Source organism: Mycobacteriales bacterium (assembly GCA_036497565.1).
Lineage (GTDB): Bacteria > Actinomycetota > Actinomycetes > Mycobacteriales > QHCD01 > DASXJE01.
Map to the genome: position 1 here is coordinate 1 of DASXJE010000227.1, position 23,542 is coordinate 23,542.

At 70.4% G+C, this 23,542-nt stretch carries 25 protein-coding genes; 15 read left to right on the top strand and 10 right to left on the bottom strand.

Translation table 11 applies throughout. The features are described from left to right. A partial coding sequence (locus tag VGH85_18505; protein ID HEY2175802.1) for an NAD(P)-binding domain-containing protein occupies positions 1 to 534 on the bottom strand: 534 nt, incomplete at its 3' end. Beyond that, complete coding sequence (locus VGH85_18510) at positions 531 to 1,319, bottom strand: enoyl-CoA hydratase-related protein (protein ID HEY2175803.1); 789 nt, start codon at positions 1,317 to 1,319, stop codon at positions 531 to 533. The genes VGH85_18505 and VGH85_18510, both read right to left, overlap by 4 nt. Positions 1,320 to 1,512: 193 nt before the next feature. On the opposite strand from VGH85_18510, the gene VGH85_18515 reads away from it, so the two are divergent. Next, positions 1,513 to 1,680: a DUF3117 domain-containing protein gene (locus tag VGH85_18515; GenBank protein HEY2175804.1), complete on the top strand. Its 168-nt coding sequence runs from the start codon at positions 1,513 to 1,515 to the stop codon at positions 1,678 to 1,680. 3 nt (positions 1,681 to 1,683) lie between these two features. Here VGH85_18515 and glgA read toward each other — a convergent pair whose 3' ends face one another. After that, entirely contained in the window at positions 1,684 to 2,847 is a 1,164-nt protein-coding gene (gene glgA, locus VGH85_18520) for a glycogen synthase (protein HEY2175805.1), read from the bottom strand. 49 nt (positions 2,848 to 2,896) lie between these two features. On the opposite strand from glgA, the gene glgC reads away from it, so the two are divergent. The 4 genes from glgC to VGH85_18540 all read left to right on the top strand — a co-directional run bounded on the left by glgC (position 2,897) and on the right by VGH85_18540 (position 7,010). Beyond that, positions 2,897 to 4,117 carry a glucose-1-phosphate adenylyltransferase gene (gene glgC / locus VGH85_18525; protein HEY2175806.1) on the top strand — a complete coding sequence of 407 codons (1,221 nt, stop codon included), beginning with the start codon at positions 2,897 to 2,899 and terminating at the stop codon, positions 4,115 to 4,117. 195 nt (positions 4,118 to 4,312) lie between these two features. Beyond that, entirely contained in the window at positions 4,313 to 5,269 is a 957-nt protein-coding gene (locus VGH85_18530; protein ID HEY2175807.1) for an ABC transporter substrate-binding protein, read from the top strand. A gap of 2 nt (positions 5,270 to 5,271) precedes the next feature. Further along, a complete protein-coding gene (locus VGH85_18535; protein HEY2175808.1) occupies positions 5,272 to 6,231 on the top strand; it encodes an amino acid ABC transporter permease in 960 nt (319 codons plus the stop codon). Between the two features lie 26 nt (positions 6,232 to 6,257). Next, positions 6,258 to 7,010: an amino acid ABC transporter ATP-binding protein gene (locus VGH85_18540; GenBank protein ID HEY2175809.1), complete on the top strand. Its 753-nt coding sequence runs from the start codon at positions 6,258 to 6,260 to the stop codon at positions 7,008 to 7,010. A gap of 4 nt (positions 7,011 to 7,014) precedes the next feature. On the opposite strand, the gene VGH85_18545 is transcribed toward VGH85_18540, so the two are convergent. Beyond that, positions 7,015 to 7,656, bottom strand: coding sequence for an O-methyltransferase (locus tag VGH85_18545; protein HEY2175810.1), 642 nt, complete (start codon positions 7,654 to 7,656; stop codon positions 7,015 to 7,017). 167 nt (positions 7,657 to 7,823) lie between these two features. Here VGH85_18545 and sigE point away from each other — a divergent pair, with 167 nt between their 5' ends. The 4 genes from sigE (at position 7,824) to VGH85_18565 (ending at position 11,191) form a co-directional block, all read left to right on the top strand. Then, on the top strand, positions 7,824 to 8,519 hold the full coding sequence (gene sigE / locus VGH85_18550; protein ID HEY2175811.1) for an RNA polymerase sigma factor SigE: 696 nt from the start codon (positions 7,824 to 7,826) through the stop codon (positions 8,517 to 8,519). Then, positions 8,516 to 9,136 carry an anti-sigma factor gene (locus VGH85_18555; GenBank protein ID HEY2175812.1) on the top strand — a complete coding sequence of 207 codons (621 nt, stop codon included), beginning with the start codon at positions 8,516 to 8,518 and terminating at the stop codon, positions 9,134 to 9,136. The genes sigE and VGH85_18555 overlap by 4 nt, the downstream gene beginning before the upstream one ends. Positions 9,137 to 9,302: 166 nt before the next feature. Continuing rightward, a complete protein-coding gene (locus VGH85_18560; GenBank protein HEY2175813.1) occupies positions 9,303 to 10,766 on the top strand; it encodes a trypsin-like peptidase domain-containing protein in 1,464 nt (487 codons plus the stop codon). Positions 10,767 to 10,849: 83 nt separating this feature from the next. Beyond that, positions 10,850 to 11,191, top strand: a complete 342-nt coding sequence (locus tag VGH85_18565) for a sec-independent translocase (GenBank protein ID HEY2175814.1) — start codon at positions 10,850 to 10,852, stop codon at positions 11,189 to 11,191. A 19-nt stretch (positions 11,192 to 11,210) separates the two neighbouring features. Here VGH85_18565 and VGH85_18570 read toward each other — a convergent pair whose 3' ends face one another. Then, positions 11,211 to 12,362 carry an Mrp/NBP35 family ATP-binding protein gene (locus VGH85_18570; protein HEY2175815.1) on the bottom strand — a complete coding sequence of 384 codons (1,152 nt, stop codon included), beginning with the start codon at positions 12,360 to 12,362 and terminating at the stop codon, positions 11,211 to 11,213. 109 nt (positions 12,363 to 12,471) lie between these two features. On the opposite strand from VGH85_18570, the gene VGH85_18575 reads away from it, so the two are divergent. Continuing rightward, positions 12,472 to 13,002 (top strand): MarR family transcriptional regulator, encoded by a 531-nt coding sequence (locus VGH85_18575; protein HEY2175816.1) that lies wholly within the window; start codon positions 12,472 to 12,474, stop codon positions 13,000 to 13,002. Positions 13,003 to 13,014: 12 nt separating this feature from the next. Here the strand turns inward: VGH85_18575 and VGH85_18580 are convergent, their stop codons facing one another. The 3 genes from VGH85_18580 to VGH85_18590 are packed head-to-tail and all read right to left on the bottom strand — an operon-like array spanning position 13,015 to position 15,193. Then, on the bottom strand, positions 13,015 to 13,512 hold the full coding sequence (locus VGH85_18580) for a DUF1003 domain-containing protein (protein HEY2175817.1): 498 nt from the start codon (positions 13,510 to 13,512) through the stop codon (positions 13,015 to 13,017). After that, positions 13,505 to 14,749: a CBS domain-containing protein gene (locus VGH85_18585; protein HEY2175818.1), complete on the bottom strand. Its 1,245-nt coding sequence runs from the start codon at positions 14,747 to 14,749 to the stop codon at positions 13,505 to 13,507. Before VGH85_18585 ends, VGH85_18580 begins: the two co-directional genes overlap by 8 nt. Positions 14,750 to 14,794: 45 nt before the next feature. After that, complete coding sequence (locus tag VGH85_18590; protein HEY2175819.1) at positions 14,795 to 15,193, bottom strand: hypothetical protein; 399 nt, start codon at positions 15,191 to 15,193, stop codon at positions 14,795 to 14,797. A 112-nt stretch (positions 15,194 to 15,305) separates the two neighbouring features. Here VGH85_18590 and VGH85_18595 point away from each other — a divergent pair, with 112 nt between their 5' ends. Then, entirely contained in the window at positions 15,306 to 16,220 is a 915-nt protein-coding gene (locus VGH85_18595; GenBank protein ID HEY2175820.1) for a DMT family transporter, read from the top strand. Between the two features lie 19 nt (positions 16,221 to 16,239). Here VGH85_18595 and aceB read toward each other — a convergent pair whose 3' ends face one another. Continuing rightward, positions 16,240 to 17,823 (bottom strand): malate synthase A, encoded by a 1,584-nt coding sequence (gene aceB, locus VGH85_18600; protein ID HEY2175821.1) that lies wholly within the window; start codon positions 17,821 to 17,823, stop codon positions 16,240 to 16,242. Next, positions 17,824 to 19,143: an isocitrate lyase gene (gene aceA, locus VGH85_18605; protein ID HEY2175822.1), complete on the bottom strand. Its 1,320-nt coding sequence runs from the start codon at positions 19,141 to 19,143 to the stop codon at positions 17,824 to 17,826. Between the two features lie 123 nt (positions 19,144 to 19,266). On the opposite strand from aceA, the gene VGH85_18610 reads away from it, so the two are divergent. From VGH85_18610 to VGH85_18625, 4 genes are all read left to right on the top strand, one after another. After that, positions 19,267 to 20,733 (top strand): helix-turn-helix domain-containing protein, encoded by a 1,467-nt coding sequence (locus VGH85_18610; GenBank protein ID HEY2175823.1) that lies wholly within the window; start codon positions 19,267 to 19,269, stop codon positions 20,731 to 20,733. An 82-nt stretch (positions 20,734 to 20,815) separates the two neighbouring features. Then, positions 20,816 to 21,604, top strand: a complete 789-nt coding sequence (locus tag VGH85_18615; protein ID HEY2175824.1) for a 6-phosphogluconolactonase — start codon at positions 20,816 to 20,818, stop codon at positions 21,602 to 21,604. 26 nt (positions 21,605 to 21,630) lie between these two features. Further along, the gene (locus VGH85_18620; protein HEY2175825.1) at positions 21,631 to 22,932 is read left to right on the top strand and encodes a hypothetical protein; all 1,302 of its coding nucleotides are present in this window, start codon (positions 21,631 to 21,633) and stop codon (positions 22,930 to 22,932) included. 2 nt (positions 22,933 to 22,934) lie between these two features. Continuing rightward, on the top strand, positions 22,935 to 23,542 hold a 608-nt coding region (locus VGH85_18625), incomplete at its 3' end, for a BadF/BadG/BcrA/BcrD ATPase family protein (GenBank protein ID HEY2175826.1).

Genomic DNA, 23,542 nt, shown 5'->3' on the forward strand with positions numbered 1-23,542 from the left:
CTTGGTCCAGGCCGCGAACACCATCTTCATCGCTGACGCCGCGGTCGGGTCGTCGCCGAGGACCGCGGCGTCGAGCGCCGTCCCGGCGCATAGGCCCGCGACCTGATCCGCCCGCTCGCCGGACAGGTAGAGCCGTGTCGAGCCCTTCCCGCCGGGCGGTCCGCCGACGATGCCGCCGTCGACGTACGCCGCCCCTGCCTCCCGGACGGCCTTGGCGACCTCAGTGGCGGTGGCCGGAGAGACCGCGTTGGCGTCGACGTAGACGCCGGAGAATCCGGTTGCCGCGATCTCCCGGGCCAACGGGAGCGCGGCGTGCGGGGGAACGATCGACAGCACGACATCGCTGTCGGCGCACAGTGCGTCGATGCTCCCGGCGTCGGTAAGTCCCGCGGCGTCCGCGCGGGCGGCCGTGGCCGGGCTGCGACCGGCCGAGGCCCAGAGCACGCGCCGCCCGGCACCGGTCAGCGTCGCGCCGACGGCCGCGCCCATCTCGCCGGGATGCAGCAGCCCGATGGTGCTCCCTGTGGCGCTCATCGTCCGGTGAACCGGGGGCGTTCCTTGGCGAGGAAGGCGGCGGTCGCCGCCCGGTGGTCCTCGGTCGCCCCGGTCCGGGCCTGCATCTCGGCCTCCTTCTCCAGCGCCTCCTCGAAGGTCGCCGTCGCGGCGTAGGCGAGTGATTCCTTGATCGCGGCGTAGGCCGCCGTTGGGCCGGCCGCCAGTCGGGTCGCCAGTTCCTGTGCGGCGACCAGCACCCGGTCGTCGGCGACGACCGCGTTGACCAGGCCCATCTGCAGCGCCTGTTCGGCGGGCACCGGGTCGGCGAGCAGCGCGAGCGCCGTCGCCCGGGCGTAGCCGACCAGTCGGGGCAGCAGCCAGGAGGCACCGCTGTCGAGCGAGAGGCCGACGTTGGCGAACGCGAGCAGGAAGCCGGCGCTTTCCGCGGCGACCCGGAAGTCGGCGGCGAAGGCGAACGAGGCACCGGCGCCCGCCGCCATTCCGTTCACCGCCGCGATCACCGGTTTCGGCATGTCGACGATCGACCGCGCGATCGGGTTGTAGTGCTCGCGCACGGTGGCGAGGGGGGCCGGGTCGCCCGCCTCGAGCAGTTCGGCGTGCTCCCGCAGATCCTGCCCGACGCAGAAGGCGCGTCCCCGGCCGGTGAGCACCACCGCACGCGCCGCCGGGTTGTCGTGGACGTCGCCGAGCGCGCCGATCAGGGCCGACTTGAGCTCCAATGAGCAGGCGTTCATCGCCTCAGGACGGTTGAGGGTGATCGTGGCGACGCCCTCGCTGACGTCGACGAGCACGGTGTCCGACACCGGCGTCCTCCAGTGGTGACCAGGCCTGCGGTGGGCCGACCCTACAGCGCCGTGATCCACCCGGACTTTCCCGATCGTGAACGGATAGGGGAGAATGTCAGGGTCACGTGGTCGCCCGTGCCTACGGGTGGCGTCACGATGGTCGAGCAACGCGAAGCCGGCAGCAGGGCCGGTCGCGCTGGAGGAGGCACGAATGGCGGCCATGAAGCCGCGGACAGGCGACGGTCCGCTCGAGGTCACCAAGGAGGGACGCGGCATCGTCATGCGCGTCCCGCTGGAGGGCGGCGGGCGGCTCGTCGTGGAAATGTCGGCCGATGAAGCCTCCGCCCTGGGCGACGCGCTGAAGGCCACCGCCGGCTGACCGTTATCCGAGGGCGGTTCCATAGACGGCCACAGTCTGGCGGGCGATGGTCGGCCAGCCGAATTCGTCGACGGCACGAGCCCGGCCCGCGAGCCCCATCGACCGGGCGCGGTCCGGATCGCGCAGGAGCGTGTTGACCGCACCGGCCAGACCGCCCTCGAAGGTCGTCCCGCCTGCCTCGCCCATCTCCACGAGGAGGCCGGTGATCCCGTCGTCGACCACCTCGGGGATCCCGCCGACCCGGCTGGCGACCACGGGGACCTCACAGGCCATCGCCTCGAGGTTGACGATGCCGAGCGGCTCGTAGACCGACGGGCAGCAGAAGATGGTGGCGTGCGACAGCAGTTGTACGACGTCGCTCCGGTCGAGCATCTCGGTGATCCAGACGACGCCGTCACGCGTGGCCTGCAGCTCCGCGACGCCGGCGCGGATCTCCTCGGCCAGCTCCACGGTGTCCGGCGCGCCGGCACAGAGCACCACCTGGGTGTCCTTGTCGAAGGCCGCCGCAGCGCGGACCAGGTGCGCAAGCCCTTTCTGGCGGGTGATCCGGCCGACGAAGATGACGTAGGGCCGGTGCGGATCGACGCCGTGGCGGACCAGCGCGTCGGTGTCGTCGACGCGACGGTAGGTCTGGGTGTCGATCCCGTTGCGCACCACGTGCACGCGGGCCGGGTCGACCCGGGGATAGGTGGCCAGGACGTCGCGGCGCATCCCGTCGCTGACGGCGATGACCGCGTCCGCGGCTTCGAACGCCGTCCGCTCCGCCCAGGACGACACCCGGTATCCGCCGCCGAGCTGTTCGGCCTTCCAGGGCCGGGCCGGCTCCAGCGAATGCGCGGTCACGACATGCGGTACGTCGTAGAGCAGCCCGGCGAGGTGTCCGGCGAGGCCGGCGTACCAGGTGTGGGAGTGCACGAGGGTGCTGTCGTCGATGGCGGCCACCATGTCGAGGTCGACGCCGAGCGTCGCCAGCGCCGGATTGGTTCCGGCCAGCGACGGCGGTGCCTGGTGGGCGCTGGCGCCGACCGAATCCTCGCGTGGTGCGCCGAAGCAGTGCACGTCGAGGTCGACGAGCGGCCGTAATTCGCGCACCAGATATTCGACGTGGACCCCGGCCCCGCCGTAGACCTCGGGGGGAAACTCGCGGCTGAGCAGTGCTACACGCATGGCATAGGAGAGTAGAGCGCCGACGCCGGATCGTGGATAGGGTCGTGCCATGCGGACGCAACCTCGGGTGCTCGGCATCGTCCTGGCGGGTGGTGAGGGCAAGCGCCTCTGGCCGATGACGGCCGACCGCGCGAAGCCGGCCGTCCCGTTCGGCGGCAGCTACCGGCTGATCGACTTCGTGCTGTCGAATCTGGTCAATGCCGGATACCTGCGGTTATGTGTGCTCACCCAATACAAGTCGCATTCGCTCGACCGGCACATCACCACGACCTGGCGGATGTCCACCGAGCTCGGCAACTACATCACCCCGGTGCCGGCGCAGCAGCGGTTGGGCCCGCGCTGGTTCACCGGCAGCGCCGACGCGATTTATCAGAGCCTCAACCTCGTCTACGACGACCAGCCCGACCACATCGTGGTCTTCGGTGCCGACCACGTGTACCGGATGGACCCGAGTCAGATGGTCGAGCAGCACATCGAATCCGGCGCCGGGTTGACGGTCGCCGGGATCCGCGTGCCGCGGTCGGAGGCGTCGGCGTTCGGGGTCATCGACGCCGACGACAAGGGCAAGATCCGCCAGTTCCTGGAGAAGCCCGCCGACCCGCCCGGGCTGCCGGACAGCCCGGACGAGACGTTCGCGTCGATGGGCAACTACGTCTTCGAGACCGGGACGCTGCTCGAGGCCCTCAAGGCCGACGCCGCCGACGACAGCTCCGTGCACGACATGGGCGGCAGCATCGCCCCCATGCTGGTCGAGCGCGGGTCGGCCAACGTCTACGACTTCGCCAATAACGACGTGCCCGGGGCCACCGATCGCGATCGCGGTTACTGGCGCGACGTCGGGACGCTCGACACGTTCTACGACGCGCACATGGACCTGGTCGCCGTTCATCCCATCTTCAACCTCTACAACCAGGACTGGCCGATCTTCACCACCCACCTCGAGCAGCCGCCGGCGAAGTTCGTCGAGGGTGGGATGGCGCAGGAGTCGATCGTCAGCAACGGCGTGATCGTGGCCAACGCCACGGTGCGGCAGTCGATCCTCTCGCCGGGAGTCCGGGTGCTCGCCGGCGCCTACGTCGAGGGCTGCGTCGTCATGAACAACGTCACCATCGGGCGCGGTGCCGTCGTCCGGCGGGCGATCCTCGACAAGAACGTCGTCATCCCCGACGGCGCCCACATCGGTGTCGACTGTGAGATGGACCGGCAGCGCTACCAGGTCAGCCCCGCCGGGATCGTCGTACTCGGGAAGGGCCAGAAAGCGCTTCCGTAATGCCCTGATTGCGTATTCCGTGCTGTCCCGGTGAGCGGCGGCGAGGTCACGATGCGGGTGTTCGTCCGGGATCGTGGCGCCGGGTGGCCTAGGGTTACCCGGGTCCGGGTCGATCAGGCACCCAGGACGGTTGGGGCGGAAACCCGGGGGTGGGATCAAATGAGGATCGGCGTTCGCGCCATTGGTGCGTCTGCAGTGGCAGCAGTCGTCGCGGTGCTGGTATTGGCCGGCTGCGGTACGACGGTGAGCTCGGGGTCGAGCAGCTCAGGCGGGTCGGGCAGCTCGGGCGGCACGTGCAAGGTCGGTACCGGCGCCCCGAAACCGCCGCCGATCACCCCGGCCACGGTCACCGTCGCCAAGGACAGCGCGGCCGCCGGCATGGTTCCGGCGTCCATCAGGTCCAAGGGGACCCTGACGGTCGCCGCCGACGCGTCCTACCCGCCGAATGAATTCCTCTCCTCCGGCGGCAAGATCGTCGGGATGGACGTCGATCTCGGTAACGCGATCGGCAAGACCCTGGGAATGCAGACGAAGTTCGTCAACGCCAGCTTCGACGGCATCCTCGCCGGCCTGGCGGCCCACAAGTACGACCTCGGTATGTCGTCGTTCACCGACACCAAAGAGCGGCAGCAGACCGTCAACTTCGTGACCTACTTCACCGCCGGTACGTCGATCATGGCCAAGAAGTGCAACCCACTGCACATCTCCGGCACGACCGACCTCTGCGGCAAGAAGGTCGGTGCGGAGAACGGCACCACCCAGCTGGAGTCGCTGCAGAAGAACGAGCCCGACTCGGTCGTGCAGAAGTGCAAGGCGGCGGGCAAGGCGGCACCAGTGGCGAGCGGATATCCCAACCAGTCCGACGTCAATACGGCCTTGCAGGCGGGGCGGATCCAGAGCTACCTGGCTGACACGCCCGTCGTCGACTACGCCGTGAAGGCCAACCCCCAGCTGTTCCAGAAGGTCGGCAAGACGGCCGACGAGGCGCCGTACGGCATCGCCATCCCCAAGGACACCGGGACGATGGACAAGGCGGTCCTCGCGGCCGTCAAGAAGCTGATGGCCGGCGGGCAGTACCTGACGATCCTGAAGGCATGGGGAGTGCAGGCCGGCGCGATCAGCAACCCGACGATCAACGGGGCGACCTCCTAGCAATGGCCTCGAAGCCGGAGAGCGTCGCGGCTAGCGGTCACTCAGCAGACAACCCGGCCGACGGTCGGCCGGAGCTCATCACCGCCGTCCCGGTGCGCCACCCGGGACGGTGGGTGGTCGCCGCGGTCCTTGCGGTGCTCGTGGCGATGCTCATCCACTCGCTGTTCACCAACCCGGCCTGGCACTGGAGCATCGTCTGGAAGTACCTCACCTACACGACGGTCCTGCACGGGATCCTCGTGACCCTCGAGCTCACCGTGCTGGCGATGCTGATCGGCATCATCCTGGGCATCGTCCTCGCGGTGATGCGGCTGTCCGCGAACCCGGTCGTGTCGAGCGTCGCGTGGACCTACGTCTGGTTCTTCCGCGGCACGCCGGTGCTGGTGCAGATCATCTTCTGGTCGTTCGCCGCGGCGCTCTACCAGTTCCCGACGCTCGGGATCCCCTTCGGGCCGGCGTTCGTCACCTTCGACGCCAACAAGATCATCCCGCTCTTCGTGGGAGCGCTGCTCGGCCTGGGTCTGAACGAAGCGGCCTACATGTCCGAGATCGTGCGGGCCGGGATGCTCTCCGTCGACCACGGCCAGACCGAAGCGGCGCAGGCGCTGGGCATGTCGAAGATGGGCACCCTGCGGCGCATCGTCCTGCCGCAGGCCATGCGGGTCATCATCCCCCCGACCGGCAACGAGACGATCTCGATGCTCAAGACGACCTCACTGGTCGTCGTCATCGCGGTGACCGACCTGTTGAAGGCCGTGCAGGACATCTACGGCAGCAACTACCAGCAGATCCCGTTGCTCGTCGTCGCGAGCCTCTGGTACATCCTCATGACCTCGGTGCTGTCGGTCATCCAGTACTACATCGAGCGGCACTATGCCCGCGGGTCGAGCCGCGAGCTGCCGCCGACGCCGTGGCAGCGGCTGCGCCGCCGATTCCGTACGACCGCGGAGGCGCCGTCATGACCACGACCGTCGATGGCGGCCACGCCATGGTTCAGGCCGAGCAGGTGTGCAAGAACTTCGGCCGGCTCAAGGTGCTCAAGGGCATCACGCTGCGCGTCTCCGCGGGCGAGGTCATGTGCATCATCGGCCCGTCCGGCTCGGGCAAGTCGACGTTCCTGCGCTGCATCAACCACCTGGAACAGGTCGACGCCGGCCGGCTCTCCGTCGACGGTGAGCTGGTCGGCTACCGGCAGGTCGGGGACAAGCTGCACGAGATGCGGGATCGCGAGGTCGCGACCAAACGCGCCGAGATCGGCATGGTCTTCCAGCGGTTCAACCTGTTCCCGCACATGACCGTCATGCAGAACATCGTCGAGGCGCCGATCCGGGTGCGGCGGGAGAAGCATGCCGAGGTGGTGGGCCGGGCCCGCAACCTGCTGGACATGGTCGGGCTGCGGGACAAGGACGACGTCTATCCCAATCAGCTCTCCGGCGGCCAGCAGCAGCGGGTCGCGATCGCCCGTGCGTTGGCGATGCGGCCGAAACTGATGCTCTTCGACGAGCCGACGAGCGCGCTCGACCCGGAGCTGGTCGGTGAAGTGCTCGACGTGATGCGCCGGCTCGCCAACGACGGCATGACGATGATCGTCGTCACCCACGAGATGGGATTCGCCCGCGAAGTGGGCGATTCATTGGTGTTCATGGACGACGGCATCGTGGTCGAGTCAGGAACGCCGCGCGCGATCATCGCCGATCCACAGCACGAGCGGACCAAGTCGTTCCTGTCGAAGGTCCTGTAATCGATCAGGGCTGGTAGACGGCGGCGAGCAACCCGTCGCCCACCGGCAGCAGCGCCGGAACCAGATCGTCGCGGTCGCGGATCTCCTTGCCCAGGTCGCGGATCGTGATGGTCTCCGCGTCGCGGGCCGAGGAGTCGGCCACCTTGTCGTGCCACAGCATGTTGTCCAACGCCACCAGGCCGCCGGGCCTCAGCAGCCGCAGCGCCTCGGCGAGGTAGTCGCCGTACTCGGTCTTGGCGGCGTCGAGGAAGACCATGTCGTAGGCACCGTCGGTCAGCCGCGGCATGACCTCCAGCCCGGCACCGTGGATCAGCCGGGTGCGCGACGAGGCGATGCCGCCCTCGGTGTAGGTCTGACGGGCCGCCCGCTGGTGCTCGGCCTCGGTGTCGACCGTGGTCAGGATCCCGTCGTCGCGCATGCCGCGCAGCAGCCACAGACCGGACACGCCGGTGCCGGTGCCGATCTCGACCACGGCGCGGGCGGCGATGACGCGGGCGAGGAAACGCAGCGCCGCGCCGCCTCCGGGACCGATCGGGGCGCAGCCCAATTCCTTGGCCCGGGCCCGGGCCGCGAGCAGCGGCGCGTCCTCGGCGAGGTAACCCTCGGCGTAGTCGCGGGTCGCCTGGATGCCGGCCGTGCTGGGCATGTCTAACCTCCGAGAATCACGCGATGACCGGGAGCGAGCCTAGCGCCCCCAGCGACTGGATTGGGGACCCGGCTGAGGGCACCGGATGGGGGAACGCACCGGTAGCACCTGAGCGTTGCATAAGAAAAGCAAGATCAGATGAGCGTTGGGCGGAGGGACAGGGCACCATGGAGGCGTCGTTCGCCGTTCAGCGTGGAGGTGCCGTCGTGGCCGATGCGACCGCGTCGACCGGTCCCACCTGGGTGCCTCCTACCTGGGACGAGGTGGTCCGCGCGCACTCGGCGCGGGTCTATCGCCTCGCCTACCGCCTGGCGGGCAACCGCCAGGATGCCGAGGACCTCACCCAGGAGACCTTCGTCCGGGTGTTCCGATCCCTGGCCAACTACAGCCCGGGGACCTTCGAGGGCTGGTTGCACCGCATCACGACCAACCTTTTCCTCGACCTGGTGCGGCGCCGGCAGCGGATCCGCTTCGACGCGCTGCCCGAGGACAACGGCCGGCTGCCCGGCCGCGAGCCCAGCCCCGAGCAGGCGTTCACCGACACCCACCTCGATCCCGACGTGCAGGCGGCACTGGACTCGCTGCCCCTCGACTTCCGGGTCGCCGTCGTGCTGTGCGACATCGAGGGCCTGTCCTACGAGGAGATCGCCGCCACCCTCGGCATCAAGCTCGGTACCGTCCGCAGCCGGATCCATCGTGGTCGGCTGGCCCTGCGTGAGTCGCTCGCCCACCGCGCACCGGCCCGCAGCCGCTACGGCGCCGGTAATATCCCAGAGGAATCCTTCGCAGAAGAATCCTTCACAGAGGAATCCTTCGCAGAGGATTCCCTGACCGGCGTACCCACGGCGGACGAAGCCTCATGACGATCCCCGACCTGCACCTCGCCGCGGAAGCGGTGGCTGCATACGTCGACGGTGAGCTGGCGACGGTGCCCGAGCACCGCGCCGAGGCACACCTCGCGGTCTGCGCCGAGTGCCGTCGGTCGGTCGTCCTCCAGCGTCACGCGAAGCGCGTCCTGCTCGCCGCCGGGGAGCCCGCCCCGTCCTCCGACCTGTTGGCGAAGCTGCGCGGCATACCGCTCACGGCCGACATCGGTACGCCGGACATCGTGCTCGCCGTCGAGGGCAGCAACCTGGTCTGGGGCACCGGCGACGCCGCCCGCCGTGCTGGCGATGACGCCGGACGGGCGCACCGGGCCTGGTCCCTCCCGCACCCCCACCGCGGCCCGCGCACGCAGCGGCTGAGCCGCGGCCTGGTCGGCGCGGCCGCCGGGATCGCGGTCGGCATGCTCGCCTCCTTCTCACCCGCCCCGGCGTCGGCAGGAGCCGGCCCCGCAGGCGGCTCCTCCGTCGTCGCGCCCGGCGGATCGTCGAGCGTCAGCGAGGTGGACACCACCCGGATCGGGAGCATGCCCAACCGGCCGCTGCGGATGCCCACGGCGCCCGACGTGATGTCGGCATCCTTCGTCGGCCAGCGGTAGCCGACCGGCGGTAGCATCGCTCGCCGTCCGGATCGTGCGAGAACGGAGCAAAACGCGCGATCATGCGGGAGGCTTGGGGCTGGATCGAAGCGCAGGACGGCCCAGCCAGCGGTAGGCCGATCAGGGGAGGCACCCGGGTGAACGGCACGACGGTACCTCCGTCGACATGAGCCAGCACCGTGCCGGGGGCGACGGCGACGACCCGTTCCGGCGTCCAAACGGCGTCGATGCGCCCTTCGCTGCGCCGAACCGGCCCGCGCCGGCGCCGGCCGCGCGAGCCGTGCCGCCGTCGGTGCCCACGCCGGAGACCGAGCAGGCGTTCGGCCGTCCCGACGCCGGCACCGGCGCCTTCGACCGCCCGCCCGGCCCGGCCGACGCCGGCCGCGGCGAGTCACCCTGGTGGGTGCCCGGCGCCGACCGCGACCCGTGGCGTGACCCCGCCTCGGCGCCGTACCTGGGTGCGCCGGTCGTCTTCGAGGACCCGCCACCGCCGCCCGCCGACGACATTCCGGCCGCCGGGCCCGGGGTACGCCGACGCTGGCGTCCCCGCCGGCCGTCCGTCGGCGGCGCCGCCCTCGTCGTGATCATCGCCCTGCTGCTCGCCGGTGTCGGGGGCGCGACCGGATTCGTGCTCGCCGACCACTACGGAACCTCTTCCCTGCTCGACCCCGGCGCCAAGCTCGCCACCGTCGGTCCGTCGATCCAGCGGCGGCCCGGGTCGGTCGCCGACATCGCCCGGCGGGTGCTGCCGTCGGTGGTCTCGATCCAGGTGCGCACCGCCGACGAGGAGGGCACCGGGTCCGGCGTCGTCATCGACGCCAAGGGATACATCCTCACCAACAACCATGTCGTCTCGCTGGCGGCCACGTCCGCCGGGACCATCAGGGTGATCTACAACGACCAGTCCTCGTCCTCGGCGCGGATCGTCGGGCGGGACCCGAAGACCGACCTCGCCGTCATCAAGGTCGACAAGCCCGGCCTGGTGGTGGCCCGGCTCGGCGATTCGTCGAAGATCGTGGTCGGCGACCCGGTCATCGCGATCGGTTCGCCGCTCGGCCTGGCCGGCACGGTGACCTCCGGCATCGTGAGTGCCCTCGACCGGCCGGTGCGCCTGTCCGGCGAGGGCAGCGACACCAATGCCGTCATCGACGCCATCCAGACCGACGCCGCGATCAACCCCGGAAACTCCGGCGGCGCGCTGGTCGACGCCACCGGCGCGACGGTCGGCATCAACTCGGCCATCGCGTCACTCGGCTCCCAGGGACAGAGCGGCAGCATCGGTGTCGGCTTCGCCATCCCGATCAACGCGGCGCGGCGTATCGCCCTGCAATTGATCCACAGCGGACATGTCGTGCACGCCACACTCGGGTTGAATGCCCGTTCGGTGACCGATCTCGGCCGCCGGGGCGGGGACGGTGCCCAGGTCGAGGTGGTCGACCGCGGGGGAGCCGCCCAGAAGGCCGGCATCCGGGAAGGCGACGTCATCACCGCGATCGACGGCAAGCCGGTGTCGAGCTCCGAGGAGCTGATCGTGCTCGTCGGATCCCACCGGGTGGGTGACACGGTCACGCTCACGATCGACCGTGGCGGATCGCCCAAGACCGTCCGGGCCACGCTCCAACGAGATTGATCTGCCGGTCTTTCCGGCACTCGGGTTAGGCTGAGTCGTAGACGGGCAGTCTGCAGGTGCCCGGGAAGGCGAAGGAGGCGACCGTGTTCAGCTCATTGGGCTGGGGCGAGATCATGGTGCTCGCGGTGGTCGCGCTCATCGTCTTCGGTCCCGACCGACTCCCGGGTGTCACCCGCGACGCGGCGAAGATGCTCAAGCAGGTCCGGACCATGGCGCAGGGCGCCCGTACCCAGCTCAAGTCCGAGCTCGGTCCGGAATTCGCCGACGTCGACCTCGACTCGCTCAACCCGCGGACGTTCGTCCGCAAGCACCTGTTCGAGGACCTCGACGACCCGTTCAGTGACGAGGCCACCAGCCGCCCGGCCCAGCCACAGAAGCCGCTCTCCGAGGGCGAGGCCGCGCCGTACGACCCGGACGCCACCTGAGCGGACGTCCCACCGGTCGCTAGTGCCGCACCGGGGTGAGGTTGAGCGACCGCCCGGCCAGCCCGCGTTGGCGCACGGCCAGCGCGTCGGCGACCGTCCCCAGCGCCGCCGCGGCCGGCGCGCTCGGATCGGACAGCACGAGCGGGCGGCCCTCGTCGCCGCCTTCGCGGAGCCGGATGTCGATGGGCACCGTCCCGAGCAGCGGCACCGTGGTCCCGGTCGACTGGGACAGCGAGTCGGCGAGCCGCTGACCGCCCCCGGACCCGAATACGTCGACCATCTCCCCGCAGTGCGGGCAGGGCAGACCCGACATGTTCTCCACCACGCCGACGATCTGCTGGTGGGTCTGCAGGGCGATGCTGCCGGCCCGCTCGGCGACCTCCTGGGCGGCGAGCTGCGGCGTGGTGACGACCAGGATCTCCGCCGACGGGACGAGCTGAGCCACCGAGATGGCGATGTCGCCGGTGCCCGGAGGCAGGTCCATCAGCAGTACGTCGAGGTCGCCCCAGAACACGTCGGCCAGGAACTGCTGCAGGGCGCGGTGGAGCATCGGCCCGCGCCACACCACGGCACTGTTTCCCGGGGTGAACATGCCGATCGAGATGACCTTCACGCCGTGCGCCTGCGGCGGCATGATCATCTTCTCGACCTGGGTCGGTTTGCCGGTCACCCCGAGCATCCGGGGAATGCTGTGCCCGTAGATGTCGGCGTCGACGACCCCGACGGACAGGCCACGCTCGGCGAGGGTGGCGGCCAGGTTGACGGTGACACTGGACTTGCCGACACCGCCCTTGCCCGACGCGATGGCATAGACCCGGGTCAGCGATCCCGGCTTGGCGAACGGGATCTCGGGTTCGGGAGTGCCGCCCCGCAGCCGCTGTTGCAGTTGCTTGCGCTGCTCCTCGCTCATCACGTCGAGCTCGACCCGGACTGCGGTGACCCCGTCGACGGCACTGACGGCCGCCGTCACGTCCCGGATGATGGTCTCGCGCATCGGACAGCCGGCCACGGTGAGCCAGACCTCGACGGCGACGACGCCGTCGGCGCCGACGCTGACGTCCTTGACCATCTCCAGCTCGGTGATCGGTCGGTGGATCTCCGGGTCCTGCACGGTCTGCAGGGCGGCGTGGATCCGCTCGATGTCGGGTTGTTCGGTGACTGCCGTCGGCATGAATGTCCCGGGTGGGCGAGGCGAGAACTGACTGCCTCATGTTACGGCGGCGATCAGAACACGCCCGCCGCCGGTGCCCAGCACGCCAATTGCGCATTATCATTTGCCAATGTCGACGAGTGCCCCGAGCTCCCCACCGCTGTCCGGCCCGCCGCCGGCCGGCCCGCCGGCACTCTCGTCGGTCCGGGCCGAGCCGAAGAATGTCCGCCCGAGCCCGGCCGCGCTGGAGGCCTGGCGGCTCTTCCTCCGGGCGCACGCCACCGTGATCCGCGAGCTCGAAGCGGAACTGGTGCTCGAGCAGGGCCTGCCGCTGTCGTTCTACGACGTCCTCGTCCAGCTGGTCGAGGCGCCCGAGCACCGGCTCCGGATGACCGAGTTGGCCGACCGGGTGATGCTCTCCCGGTCCGGCCTCACCCGGCTGGTCGACCGCCTGGTGCGCGATGGTCTGGTCGAGCGCCAGGCCTGCGAGGGCGACGCCCGGGGGACCTTCACGGTGCTCACGGCGGCGGGGCTGCAGCGCCTGCGCGAAGCGGCGCCGACCCACCTGCGCGGCGTCGAGGAGCACATGATCAGCCGGCTGTCCGACGCCGAGCTCGCCCAGCTCGCGACGTTGATGGGCAGACTGCTCGAAACCGACTGACGGCTCCCCGCGTCACTGCGCGGGGGAGTCCTCTTCCTCCGCGCGGGTCGACTCGACCAGCCGGGTGAGCTCGGAGCGGATGAAGTCCCGGGTGGCGACGTCGCCGAGGGCGATCCGGACCGCCGCGATCTCCCGGGTGAGGTATTCGGTATCGGCGATCGAGCGGTTGTTCTGCGCGCGGTCCTCCTCCATCGACACCCGGTCCCGGTCGGTCTGCCGGCTCTGCGCGAGCAGGATCAGCGGGGCGGCGTAGGCGGCCTGGGTGGAGAACGCCAGGTTGAGCAGGATGAACGGGTAAGGGTCCCAGCGGATCGCCTTCGTGGCCTGCGCGACGTTGAGCGTGATCCAGACGATGACGATCAGGGTCTGCATCAGGATGAAGCGCGCGCTGCCGAAGAACCGCGCAACTCCTTCGGAGACCCGGCCCAGCAGGTCCTCGCCGTGGGGCATCGACAGCCGTCGACCGACCCCCTTGGGCTGGTCGAGCCGACGACCGGTCCGCTCAGCCACCGGTCGACCTGTCCCGCCAGTCCTCGGGCAATAGCGCGTCGAGGATGTCGTCGACGGTCACCGCGCCGACCAGGCGCTCACCGTCATCGACCACCGCGGCCGCCACGAGGTTGTACGCCGCGAGCATCTGGGTGACGTCGAGCAGCGGGGCGTCCGGCCGGAGCGGGGTCAGGGTCTTGTCGAGGACGCCGCTCACGAGCGATCCGGGCGGTTCCCGCAGCAGCCGCTGCATGTGGGCGGCGCCGAGGTAGAGCCCGGTCGGGGTCTCGGTCGGGGGGCGGCAGACGTAGACCTGGCTGGCCAGGGCCGGGCTCAGATCCGGGTTGCGCACCCGGGCGAGCGCCTCGGCGATGGTGGCGTCGGGCGGCAGGATGACCGGCTCGCTGGTCATCAGGCCGCCCGCGGTGTCGTCGGGATAGGTCATCAGCCGGCGTACCGGTTCGGCCTCCTCCGGCTCCATCAGGGCCAGCAGCCGGTCCTTGTCGGTCTCGGGCATCTCCGCGAGCAGGTCGGCCGCGTCGTCGGGGTCCATCGCCTCCAGGACGTCCGCGGCGCGGTCGTCGGCCAGGGCGGCGAGGATCTCGACCTGGTCCTCCTCCGGCAGCTCCTCCAGGACGTCGGCGAGCCGGTCGTCGTCGAGCGCCTGGGCCACCTCGTGCCGTCGTTTGTCCGGCATGTCCTTCAACGTGGTCGCCAGGTCGGTCGCCCGCATGGTCGCGAGCACCGCGAGCAGGCTCTCCGCGCCCTGCGAGCCGGTGATCGACAGCCCGCTGACCTCGTCCCAGTCGAGCTGACGCAGCTGACCCCGCCGGGACAGCCGGCCGCTGCCGAGCTCGCGTACGGCGACCCGGGTGATCACCCAGTCCCGGGTGCGGGTCTCCTCCATCGCGGCGTCGACGACGATCGCTGCGGTGTCGTTCTCAAGCACGGTCACCCGGCGGTCGAGCAGTTCACCGAGCACGAGCTGCTCCCCGGCCCGCTGCTCGAACCGCCGCAGGCTCACCGTGCCCCGGGCCAGCACGATCGCGCCGGAGTCGATCGCCGTCATCCTGCCGATGGGGACGAAGATCCGCCGCCGGTGCTGCAGTTCGACGAGCAGGCCGAGGACCCGGGGCGGTTGGTGGCCCGGTCGCAGCCGCACGATGACGTCGCGAAGCCGGCCCACCGGCTCGCCGTTCGGGTCGAGAACGTTGAGTCCGGCGAGGCGGGTGATGAAGTACTTGGACAGCGCCGGCACGGTGCAAAGATTACCGTCGTTGCCGCCGGTGACGGCCGCGCCGACCTAGGCGCGCCGCCATTCCCCGGTCGGTGCCAGCCGGAGCACGGTGGCCGTCCGGGCCCACCGGTCGGCAAGCGTCCGACGGTCGGCGGCGTTGAGGCGGCCGAGGACGAGTGCGGGCACGACCTCGTCCCACGTGGGGCTGGCCGGCGCGACGGCGGTGACGTCGGCGTCCCAGCAGAGGATGCTGGCACCCGTCTCTGGCGAGCGCACCGTCACGGTGGCCGACGTCGCGTCGGCGAGCCCGGTCAGCGGCTGCTCGCCGGGCCCGCACACGACGTACGCCGCCTCGCCGGTCCAGTGCAGCCAGGCCGGCGCCGGCCGGGGACCGCCGGCCGGGGCGATCCAGACCACGTCGGCCTTCTTCATCGCCTCGGCGATCGGCGGCGGTGTCGCGGACACCCCGGCAGCCTCCCACGGCCCGCCAGGGCATGGGAGTCCGCGCGGTCCGGCTGCCCGCCGGGTCCGGTCGACTGGAACGATCGGTCCCGTGCCGGATCGCGGTGGAGTCGAGGTGACCGGGGCGCCGGCCACGTTCGCCCGCCCGCCGGCGGCCGACATCGGACTGTTGGCGGTCGCCGTCGTCGCCGTCTCCACCTCCGGCCCGCTCGTCGTCGCCACCGCCGCACCGGCGCTGGCGATCGCCTTCTGGCGCAACGCGATGGGCAGCGCGGTCATCCTTCCCTGGGCGCTGCTGCGCCGGTGGCGGGAGCTGCGCACGCTGGATCGGCGTAGCTGGCGGCTGTCGACGACCGCTGGCGTGCTGCTGGCGGTCCATTTCGGCACCTGGATACCGAGCCTGGCCCTGACGTCGGTCGCCTCGTCGACGGCCCTGGTCGCCACCCAACCGGTGTGGGCGGCCGCCTTCGCCCGCGCCGCCGGGCGCACGGTGCCGCGCACGGTGTGGGTCGGCATCGGGCTGGCGGTGCTCGGGACCGCGCTGCTGGCCGGGGTCGACGTACACCTGTCCGGCAAGGCGCTGGTCGGTGATCTGCTCGCCCTGGTCGGCGGCGCCTTCGGGGCCGGCTACGTCACCATCGGCGCCAAGGTGCGGTCCGGTGTGAGCACCGCGTCGTACACCGCGATCTGCTACCCGGTCTGTGCGGTGCTGCTGCTCGTCGTCAACCTGGCCGCGGGCACGCAACTGGTCGGCTACAGCGGGGAGACCTGGCTGAAGCTCGTGGCGCTCACGGTCGCCGCCCAACTGCTCGGGCACTCGCTGGTCAACGTCGTACTGCGGACCACCAGCGCCACCGTCGTGAGCCTGGCGATCCTCGTTGAGGTGCCGGGCGCGTCGCTCATCGCCGCGCTGTGGTTGCACCAGGTGCCCCCGGCGACGGCGATCCCCGGGCTGGCGCTGCTGGTCGCGGGCGCCGCCGTCGTGATCCGCGCCGGCTCCCGTCTCGTCCGCGGCGACCCCACGATGTGAGCCCCGCCGCGGGGAACGGTCAGGGGAGGAGTTCGTACGCCGGGAGGGTGAGGAACTCCGCGAAGTCGTCGGCGAGCGCGACCTGGTTGAAGATCTCCTGCGCCTGCGCGGCACGTTCGCCGGGGTAGGCGTCGCCGAGGGTTCGGCGCAGCCGGTCCAGTTCCTCCTGCTCGATGCGGTACACGAGTTCGGCGGTGACCGTCTCGCCGTTGGTCAGCGTGGCGCGGTTGTGCACCCACTGCCAGATCTGCGCGCGGGCGATCTCCGCGGTCGCCGCGTCCTCCATCAGGTTGTAGATCCCGACCGCGCCGTTGCCGCCCAGCCACGCGGTCAGATACTGCAGCGCGACGCTGATGTCGTTGCGCAGCCCGTCCTCCGTGATCTCGCCCGGCGTTTCGTCGACGGCGAGGAGTCGGGCCGCGGTCACTCCGGCGTCGTCGGGGATCCGGTCGAGTTGGTTGGGCCGCCCGTGCAGCACGGCGTCGAAGACCTCGCGGCAGACCGGCACCAGGTCGGGGTGGGCCACCCACGAGCCGTCGAAACCGTCGCCGGCCTCCCGTTCCTTGTCGGCGCGCACCTTGGCGAGAGCCACCTCGTTGGCCGCGGCGTCCTTGCGGCTCGGGATGAACGCCGCCATGCCGCCGATCGCGTGCGCGCCGTGCGCGTGACACGTCCGCACGAGCAGTGACGTGTACGCGCGCATGAAGGGCACGGTCATCGTCACCGAGTTGCGGTCCGGCAGCATCATGGCGCCGCCGGATTCGCGGAACTCCTTGATGATGCTGAAGGTGTAGTCCCACCGACCGGCGTTGAGGCCGCTGGAGTGCTCGCGGAGCTCGTGCAGGATCTCGGCCATCTCGAACGCCGCCGGGATCGTCTCGACGAGCACGGTCGCCCGGATGGTGCCGCGGGGGATGCCCAGCCGTTCCTGTGCGACGCAGAAGACGTCGTTCCAGAGTCGCGCCTCCAGATGACTCTGCAGCTTCGGCAGATAGAAGTACGGCCCGGCGCCGCGGTCGATCAGCCGGCGCGCGCAGTGGAAGAAGTAGAGGCCGAAGTCGACGAGGCTCGCCGCCGCCCGTTCACCGTCGATGACGACGTGGCGTTCGTCGAGATGCCATCCGCGTGGGCGTACCACGAGCGTCGCGGTCTCATCGGCGAGCCGGTAGTCCTTGCCGTCCGGGCTGGTGAAGTCGATCCGCCGGTCGATCGCGGCGACGAGATTCGCCTGCCCACCGGCCATGTTGGCCCACGTCGGGGAGTTGGAGTCCTCGAAGTCGGCCATGAAGACGTCGGCCCCGGAGTTCAGCGCATTCACCAGCATCTTGCGTTCGGTCGGACCGGTGATCTCGACCCGCCGGTCCACCAGACCCGGCGCCGGCGGCGCGATCCGCCAGTCACCCGACCGGACGTCTGCCGTCTCGGCCAGGAAATCCAGACCACGTCCCGAGGCGATGTCGACGTGCCGCTTCCGGCGCGCGTCGAGCAGTTCCCGGCGCCGCGGGTCGAACTCCCGGTGCAGCGCGGCGACGAAGTCCAGGGCGTCGGCCGTCAGGATGTCGGCATGAGGCTCGACCGGCGCGGTGACCTCGACGCCCGCCATTCAGACGCTCGCGCGTTCCGTACCCGAGAACTGCTCCGCCTCCGTCGAACCGGCCAGTGCCGTGGTCGATGCGGTCGGGTCGATCGCGGTGGCGACCTGGTCGAAGTAGCCGGTACCGACCTCGCGCTGATGCCGGGTCGCGGTGTAGCCGCGGCTCTCGGCCGCGAACTCCGCCTCTTGAAGATTCACATAGGCGCTCATGCCGTCCCGAGCGTAGCCGTGCGCGAGGTCGAACATCGAGTAGTTGAGCGCGTGGAATCCGGCCAGGGTGATGAACTGGAACGTGTAGCCCATGGCGCCCAGCTCCCGCTGGAAGCGGGCGATCGTGTCGTCGTCGAGGTGCTGTCGCCAGTTGAACGACGGCGAGCAGTTGTAGGCGAGCATCTTGTCCGGGAAGTCCTTGTGCACGGCCTCCGCGAAGAGGCGGGCCTCTTCCAGGTCCGGCGTACTGGTCTCGACCCACAGCAGGTCGGAGTACGGCGCGAACGCCAGGCCACGCGCGATCACCGGCTCCATGCCGTTGCGCACGTGGTAGAAGCCTTCCGCCGTACGTTCGCCGGTGATGAAGGCGCGGTCCCGCTCGTCGACGTCGCTGGTGATGAGGGCGGCGGAATGCGCGTCGGTCCGCGCGATGACCAGGGTCGGCACGCCGGCGATGTCGGCGGCCAGCCGGGCGGCGGTGAGGTTCTTGATGTGCTGCTGCGTCGGCACCAGCACCTTGCCGCCGAGGTGGCCGCACTTTTTCTCGCTGGCCAGCTGGTCCTCCCAGTGCACCCCTGCGGCGCCCGCGGCGATCATCGCCTTCATCAGCTCGAACGCGTTCAGCGCGCCTCCGAAGCCGGCTTCGGCGTCGGCGACGATCGGAGCGAGCCAGTACGGCGCATCGATCTCGTCCTCGGTGCAGGAGATCTGGTCCGCCCGCAGCAGGGCGTTGTTGAGGCGGCGGACGACCTGCGGCACGGAGTTGACCGGATACAGGCTCTGGTCCGGGTAGGTGTGTCCCGCGGTGTTGGCGTCGGCCGCTACCTGCCAGCCGGACAGATAGATCGCCTTGAGCCCGGCCCGCACCATCTGCACGGCCTGACCGCCGGAGAGCGCGCCTAGTGCATTGATGTACGGCTCGTCGTGCAGCAGGGTCCAGAGGCGCTCGGCGCCGAGCCGGGCCAGGGTGTGCTCCTCCTGCACCGACCCACGCAGCCGCACCACGTCCTGCCCGCTGTAGGGCCGCTCGACGTCGGCCCAGCGGGTCTCGTTCTGCCAGCCGGCCTCGAGGTCGCGGGCGATGGACGGGGCGTCGGCGGGCCTGTGAAGGACGGTCATGGGATCACCTTTGGTTGCGGGTACTCATCCCAGGATCGGTCCCGGGAGTTGACTCCGTGGAAAAGGCCGACGAAAAAACGCGAAATCTGTCCGGCTCGCCATGATCGCTCTAACGTTCGGATCATGGGCCCTGCCGAATCGACGACACCGACGGCGACGTCGGACGTTCGCGTGATCGGCTCGCGTATCCGACATGAGCGGCGCGCCCGGCGGATGACCCTTGCCGACCTGGGCGTCCTCGTCGCCAGTTCGCCGTCCCACCTTTCCCAGATCGAGCACGGGCACCGCGAGCCCACGCTGCGGCTGCTCGGCGCCCTCGCCGGGGCCTTCGACGTACCGCTCGACGAGCTGCTCCGGCCGGAACCGCCCAGCCATCGCGCCGCCCTGGAGCTGGCGGTGGCCGAGTCGCAGCGCGAGCCCCTCTACCGCGCCCTCGACCTGCCGCCGCTGCGCACCGGCGCGCGTGTGCCGACGCCGGTGCTGGAGCACCTCGTCGCCCTGTACGACGAGCTGCGGCGCAGGTCGCAGCGCGTGGTCGCGACACCCGAGGAGGCGCGGGCGGCGAACCGGGCGCTGCGCGAGGACATGCGGGCCAAGGACAACTACTTCCCCGAGATAGAACGGCTCGCCGGCGAGGCGCTCGACGCGGTCGGCCACCGCGGCGCCGGAGCGCTGTCGCATCGAGTGCTCCTCGCGATCGCCGCGCACTGCGGGTTCGCACCGCAGTACGTGCGCGACCTGCCGCGGTCGGCGCGCTCGGTCGTCGACCTGCGCAATCACCGGATCTACCTCGGGCAGGGCGACTGGACCGGCGGGCACGACACCCGCAGCGTGCTTCTGCAGGCGCTCGGTCATTTCGTGCTCGGTCACGAGGAGCCGCTGGACTTCGGTGCCTATCTTCGGCAGCGCACCGAGGTCAACTACTTCGCCGCGGCCGTGCTGATGCCTGAGCGGGCGGCCGTTCCGCTGCTACAGCAGGCGAAGGAGGAGCGGGCGCTCGCCGTCGAGGACGTGCAGGACATCTTCTCGGTCTCCTACGAGATGGCCGCGCACCGCTTCACCAACCTGGCGACACGGCACCTCGATCTGCGCGTCCATTTCGTCAAGAGCGGGGAGGACGGGTACATCTACAAGGCCTACGAGAACGACGGCATCGTCTTTCCGTCCGATGTGGACGGGGCGATCGAGGGACAGCGGGTGTGCCGGCACTGGGCCGCGCGCCAAGTCTTTCTCTCCGGGAAGTATCCGGGCTACGACCAGTACACCGACACGCCGACGGGGGCCTACTGGTGCTCCAGTCGCGAGGTCGGCGGGGACGATCAGCCGTTCGCCGTCACCGTCGGCGTCGCCTATCGCGATTCACGCTGGTTCCGCGGGCGCGAGACCGCCAACCGCGAGGCGTCCACCTGTCCCGACCCCGGCTGTTGCGCGCGACCGCCGGCGGCCCTGTCGGCATCGTGGGACCGGATGGCGTGGCCGTCCGCGCGGGCCCAGTCGCACGTCTTCGCGGCGGTGCCGCCCGGCGCCTTCCCGGGTGTCGATCTGACCGAGGTGTACGTGTTCCTCGAGCGGCACGCCGGGCAGGATTAGCCGTCCGTCCGGATTGACCAGACCAGTCAGACCAAACTACGATCCTCGGTACGACTGGTTTATGGAGGAGTGTCGCGTGCGGGTGACCCCGACCGTATTTCCCGGCCCCGCCGCTCTCGGCCGGGCGCTCGCCGACGTGATCGCGGCCGATCTCGCCCTCGCCGCGGAGCGCGGCCGTGCCTACCTGCTCGGGTGTCCCGGCGGCCGCAGCGCGCACAGCACCTACCAGGCCCTCGCCGAGCTGACTGCACGCCGCGCACTCGACTTGAGCCGGCTGGTCATCGTCATGATGGACGAGTACGTCGAGCGCGACGCGACCGGCTCGTTCGCCCGGATCGGGTCGTCGCTCGCGCACAGCTGCGCCCGGTTCGGGGCGGAGGAGATCGTCGGGCCGCTCAACCGGGCGGCAGGTCCCGGCCGCGGCGTCACTCCGGACCGCTACTGGATCCCAGATCCGGTCGAGCCGGAGCGCTACGACAAGCAGATCGCCGAGCAGGGCGGCGTGGACCTGTTCATCCTCGCGTCGGGGGCGAGCGACGGCCACGTGGCCTTCAATCCCGCCGGCACCGCGGCCGGATCCCGGACCCGCGTGATCCCGCTCGCGGAGGCGACCCGCCGGGACAACCTCGCGACCTTCCCGACCTTCGGCGGCCGGCTCGACGCGGTCCCGGCGTACGGCGTGACCGTCGGGGTCGGCACAATCCAGGAGCAGTCGAAGCGGGCCGTCATGGTGGCCCACGGCGCCGACAAGGCCACGACCGTGGACCGGATGCGGTTGGCCCAGCACTACGACCCGGCCTGGCCCGCCACCGTCATCACCGACTGCGCCAATCCGCAGTTGTTCATAGACTCGGCGGCCGCACCCGCCTAGCCGAGGCACCAGCCAGAAGGAGAGAAATGGCTCGAATCAGGCTCGCCTACCTCGGCGGAGGCTCGTCGCGCGCCGCGGGAACGATGGCGTCGTTCGTCCATCACGGAGCGGAGTTCGACGGGTCGGAGTTCGTCCTCATCGACCTCGATCCCGATCACCTCGAGATCGTCCGGACGATCACCGAGAAGATGGCCAAGCGCGCCGGCGTCGACATCACGGTGACCGCGACGACGGACCAGCGCGAAGGCGTGCGCGACGTCGACGCGGTCCTGTCCAGCTTCCGGCCCGGCGACTTCGCGGTGCGGGCGCTGGACGAGCGGATCCCGCTCAAGCACGGCGTCATCGGCCAGGAGACCCAGGGGCCGGGCGGAATGATGATGTCGTTGCGCTCGATCAACGTCATGAAGGGGCTGTGCAAGAACCTCTCCGAGGTGGCCCCGGGTGCGCGGATCTTCAACTACACCAACCCGGTCAACATCGTGTCGCAGGCGATCGCCGACCACACCGACATCCCGATCGCGTCCTTCTGCGAAGGCCCGATCGTCTTCCCTCCGGTCGTCGCCAAGGCGGCCGGCCTGGACCCGGCGAAGCTCGACGCCAACCTGGTGGGCGTCAACCACAACTGCTGGTCGAACGAGGCCACCTACGACGGCGCCGACGTCTTTCCGCTCCTGCGCGAGCGGTATGAGGAGCTGCGGACGCAGCCGATCGCCGACGTCAACGGGATGCGCGCGCTGCACCTCGCGGTCGCGATGGAGTCGATCCCGTCCGACTACTTCAACTACTACTACTTCCGGGACGAGGTGCTCCGCGAGCAGCAGATGGCGCGGAAGACCCGCTCGGAGGTAATCATGTCGTCGCTGCCGGACTACTGGGCGCACTACCGCGAGCAGGCCGAGAGCGATGCACCGCGACTCGACCCGGCGCGGTCCCGCGGTGGGATCCACGAGCTGGAGCTGGCGATCGATGCGATCTCCGCGTTCTACAACGACACCGGCGCCCGGCTGCCGTTCAACGTCACCAACGACGACGGCGTACTCCCGGGCTTCGATGACGAGACCGTCGTCGAGCTGTGGGGCACCGTCGACGCGAAGGGCTTCCACCCCGAGGCGCAGAAGGCGCTTCCGCACTCGGTCCGCGGGATCACCCAGCAGCTGGCCGAATACCAGATCCTGGCGGCGACCGCGGCCTGGGACGGCACCCGACCGGACGCGATCCGGGCCATGGCCGCGCACCCACTCGTGCCGTCCCTGACCGTCGCCGAGTCGCTGTACGACGAAATGGCCGCGGCCCAGGCGCCCTGGCTGCCCGAGCGCCTGCTGCGGTGACGATGAGCCGCGTTTACCTCGGCGTCGATGCCGGCAACAGCAAGACCGTCGCGTTGGCCTGCTTCTCTTCGGGACAGATCGTCGGTGCCGGCCGGTCCGGATGCGGCGACATCTACGGCGTGGCCGAGCCGGCCGACGCCGTGGTCGCCGTACTGGATGCGGTCGACGAGGCGCTGTCGGGGGCCGGGGTGGATCGGGCGGCGGTGGCGGGTGCGGCATTCCGGCTGGCCGGGGTCGACTGGCCCGAGGACGAGGCGTTCTGGGCCAAGGTCCTGGATACGGAGTGGCCGTCCCTGCTGCAGCGGTCGATCAGCAACGACGGGTACGCCGCCATCCGGTGCGGGGAGCCGTCGGGAGCGGGCGTCGCGGTGGTGGCGGGCACCGCCGCGGCCGTCGCCGCGCGCAGCCGCGCCGGCGTCGAGTGGGACATGAGCTGGTGGAGCCAGCACTCCATGGGTGCGCTCGGGCTGGTGGACGAGGCGTTCCGTGCCGTCTTCCTCGCCGAGCTCGATGCGGCTCCGGCGACCGGGCTCACCGCCGCGCTGCTGGAGTTCTTCGGGCAGCCGTCGGTCGCCGAGCTCAACCATTGGCTGACCCGCCGGGAAGGCGG

Excerpts from the sequence above, each read along its gene's own strand:
- VGH85_18570 (HEY2175815.1), bottom strand. The coding sequence starts at position 12,362 with ATGCCGACGGCAGTCACCGAACAACCCGACATCGAGCGGATCCACGCC.
- VGH85_18620 (HEY2175825.1), top strand. The coding sequence starts at position 21,631 with ATGGCTCGAATCAGGCTCGCCTACCTCGGCGGAGGCTCGTCGCGCGCC.
- aceA (HEY2175822.1), bottom strand. The coding sequence starts at position 19,143 with ATGACCGTCCTTCACAGGCCCGCCGACGCCCCGTCCATCGCCCGCGAC.
- VGH85_18575 (HEY2175816.1), top strand. The coding sequence starts at position 12,472 with ATGTCGACGAGTGCCCCGAGCTCCCCACCGCTGTCCGGCCCGCCGCCG.
- aceB (HEY2175821.1), bottom strand. The coding sequence starts at position 17,823 with ATGGCGGGCGTCGAGGTCACCGCGCCGGTCGAGCCTCATGCCGACATC.
- VGH85_18545 (HEY2175810.1), bottom strand. The coding sequence starts at position 7,656 with ATGCCCAGCACGGCCGGCATCCAGGCGACCCGCGACTACGCCGAGGGT.
- VGH85_18560 (HEY2175813.1), top strand. The coding sequence starts at position 9,303 with ATGAGCCAGCACCGTGCCGGGGGCGACGGCGACGACCCGTTCCGGCGT.
- VGH85_18515 (HEY2175804.1), top strand. The coding sequence starts at position 1,513 with ATGGCGGCCATGAAGCCGCGGACAGGCGACGGTCCGCTCGAGGTCACC.
- VGH85_18540 (HEY2175809.1), top strand. The coding sequence starts at position 6,258 with ATGGTTCAGGCCGAGCAGGTGTGCAAGAACTTCGGCCGGCTCAAGGTG.
- glgC (HEY2175806.1), top strand. The coding sequence starts at position 2,897 with ATGCGGACGCAACCTCGGGTGCTCGGCATCGTCCTGGCGGGTGGTGAG.
- VGH85_18555 (HEY2175812.1), top strand. The coding sequence starts at position 8,516 with ATGACGATCCCCGACCTGCACCTCGCCGCGGAAGCGGTGGCTGCATAC.
- sigE (HEY2175811.1), top strand. The coding sequence starts at position 7,824 with ATGGAGGCGTCGTTCGCCGTTCAGCGTGGAGGTGCCGTCGTGGCCGAT.
- glgA (HEY2175805.1), bottom strand. The coding sequence starts at position 2,847 with ATGCGTGTAGCACTGCTCAGCCGCGAGTTTCCCCCCGAGGTCTACGGC.
- VGH85_18535 (HEY2175808.1), top strand. The coding sequence starts at position 5,272 with ATGGCCTCGAAGCCGGAGAGCGTCGCGGCTAGCGGTCACTCAGCAGAC.
- VGH85_18610 (HEY2175823.1), top strand. The coding sequence starts at position 19,267 with ATGGGCCCTGCCGAATCGACGACACCGACGGCGACGTCGGACGTTCGC.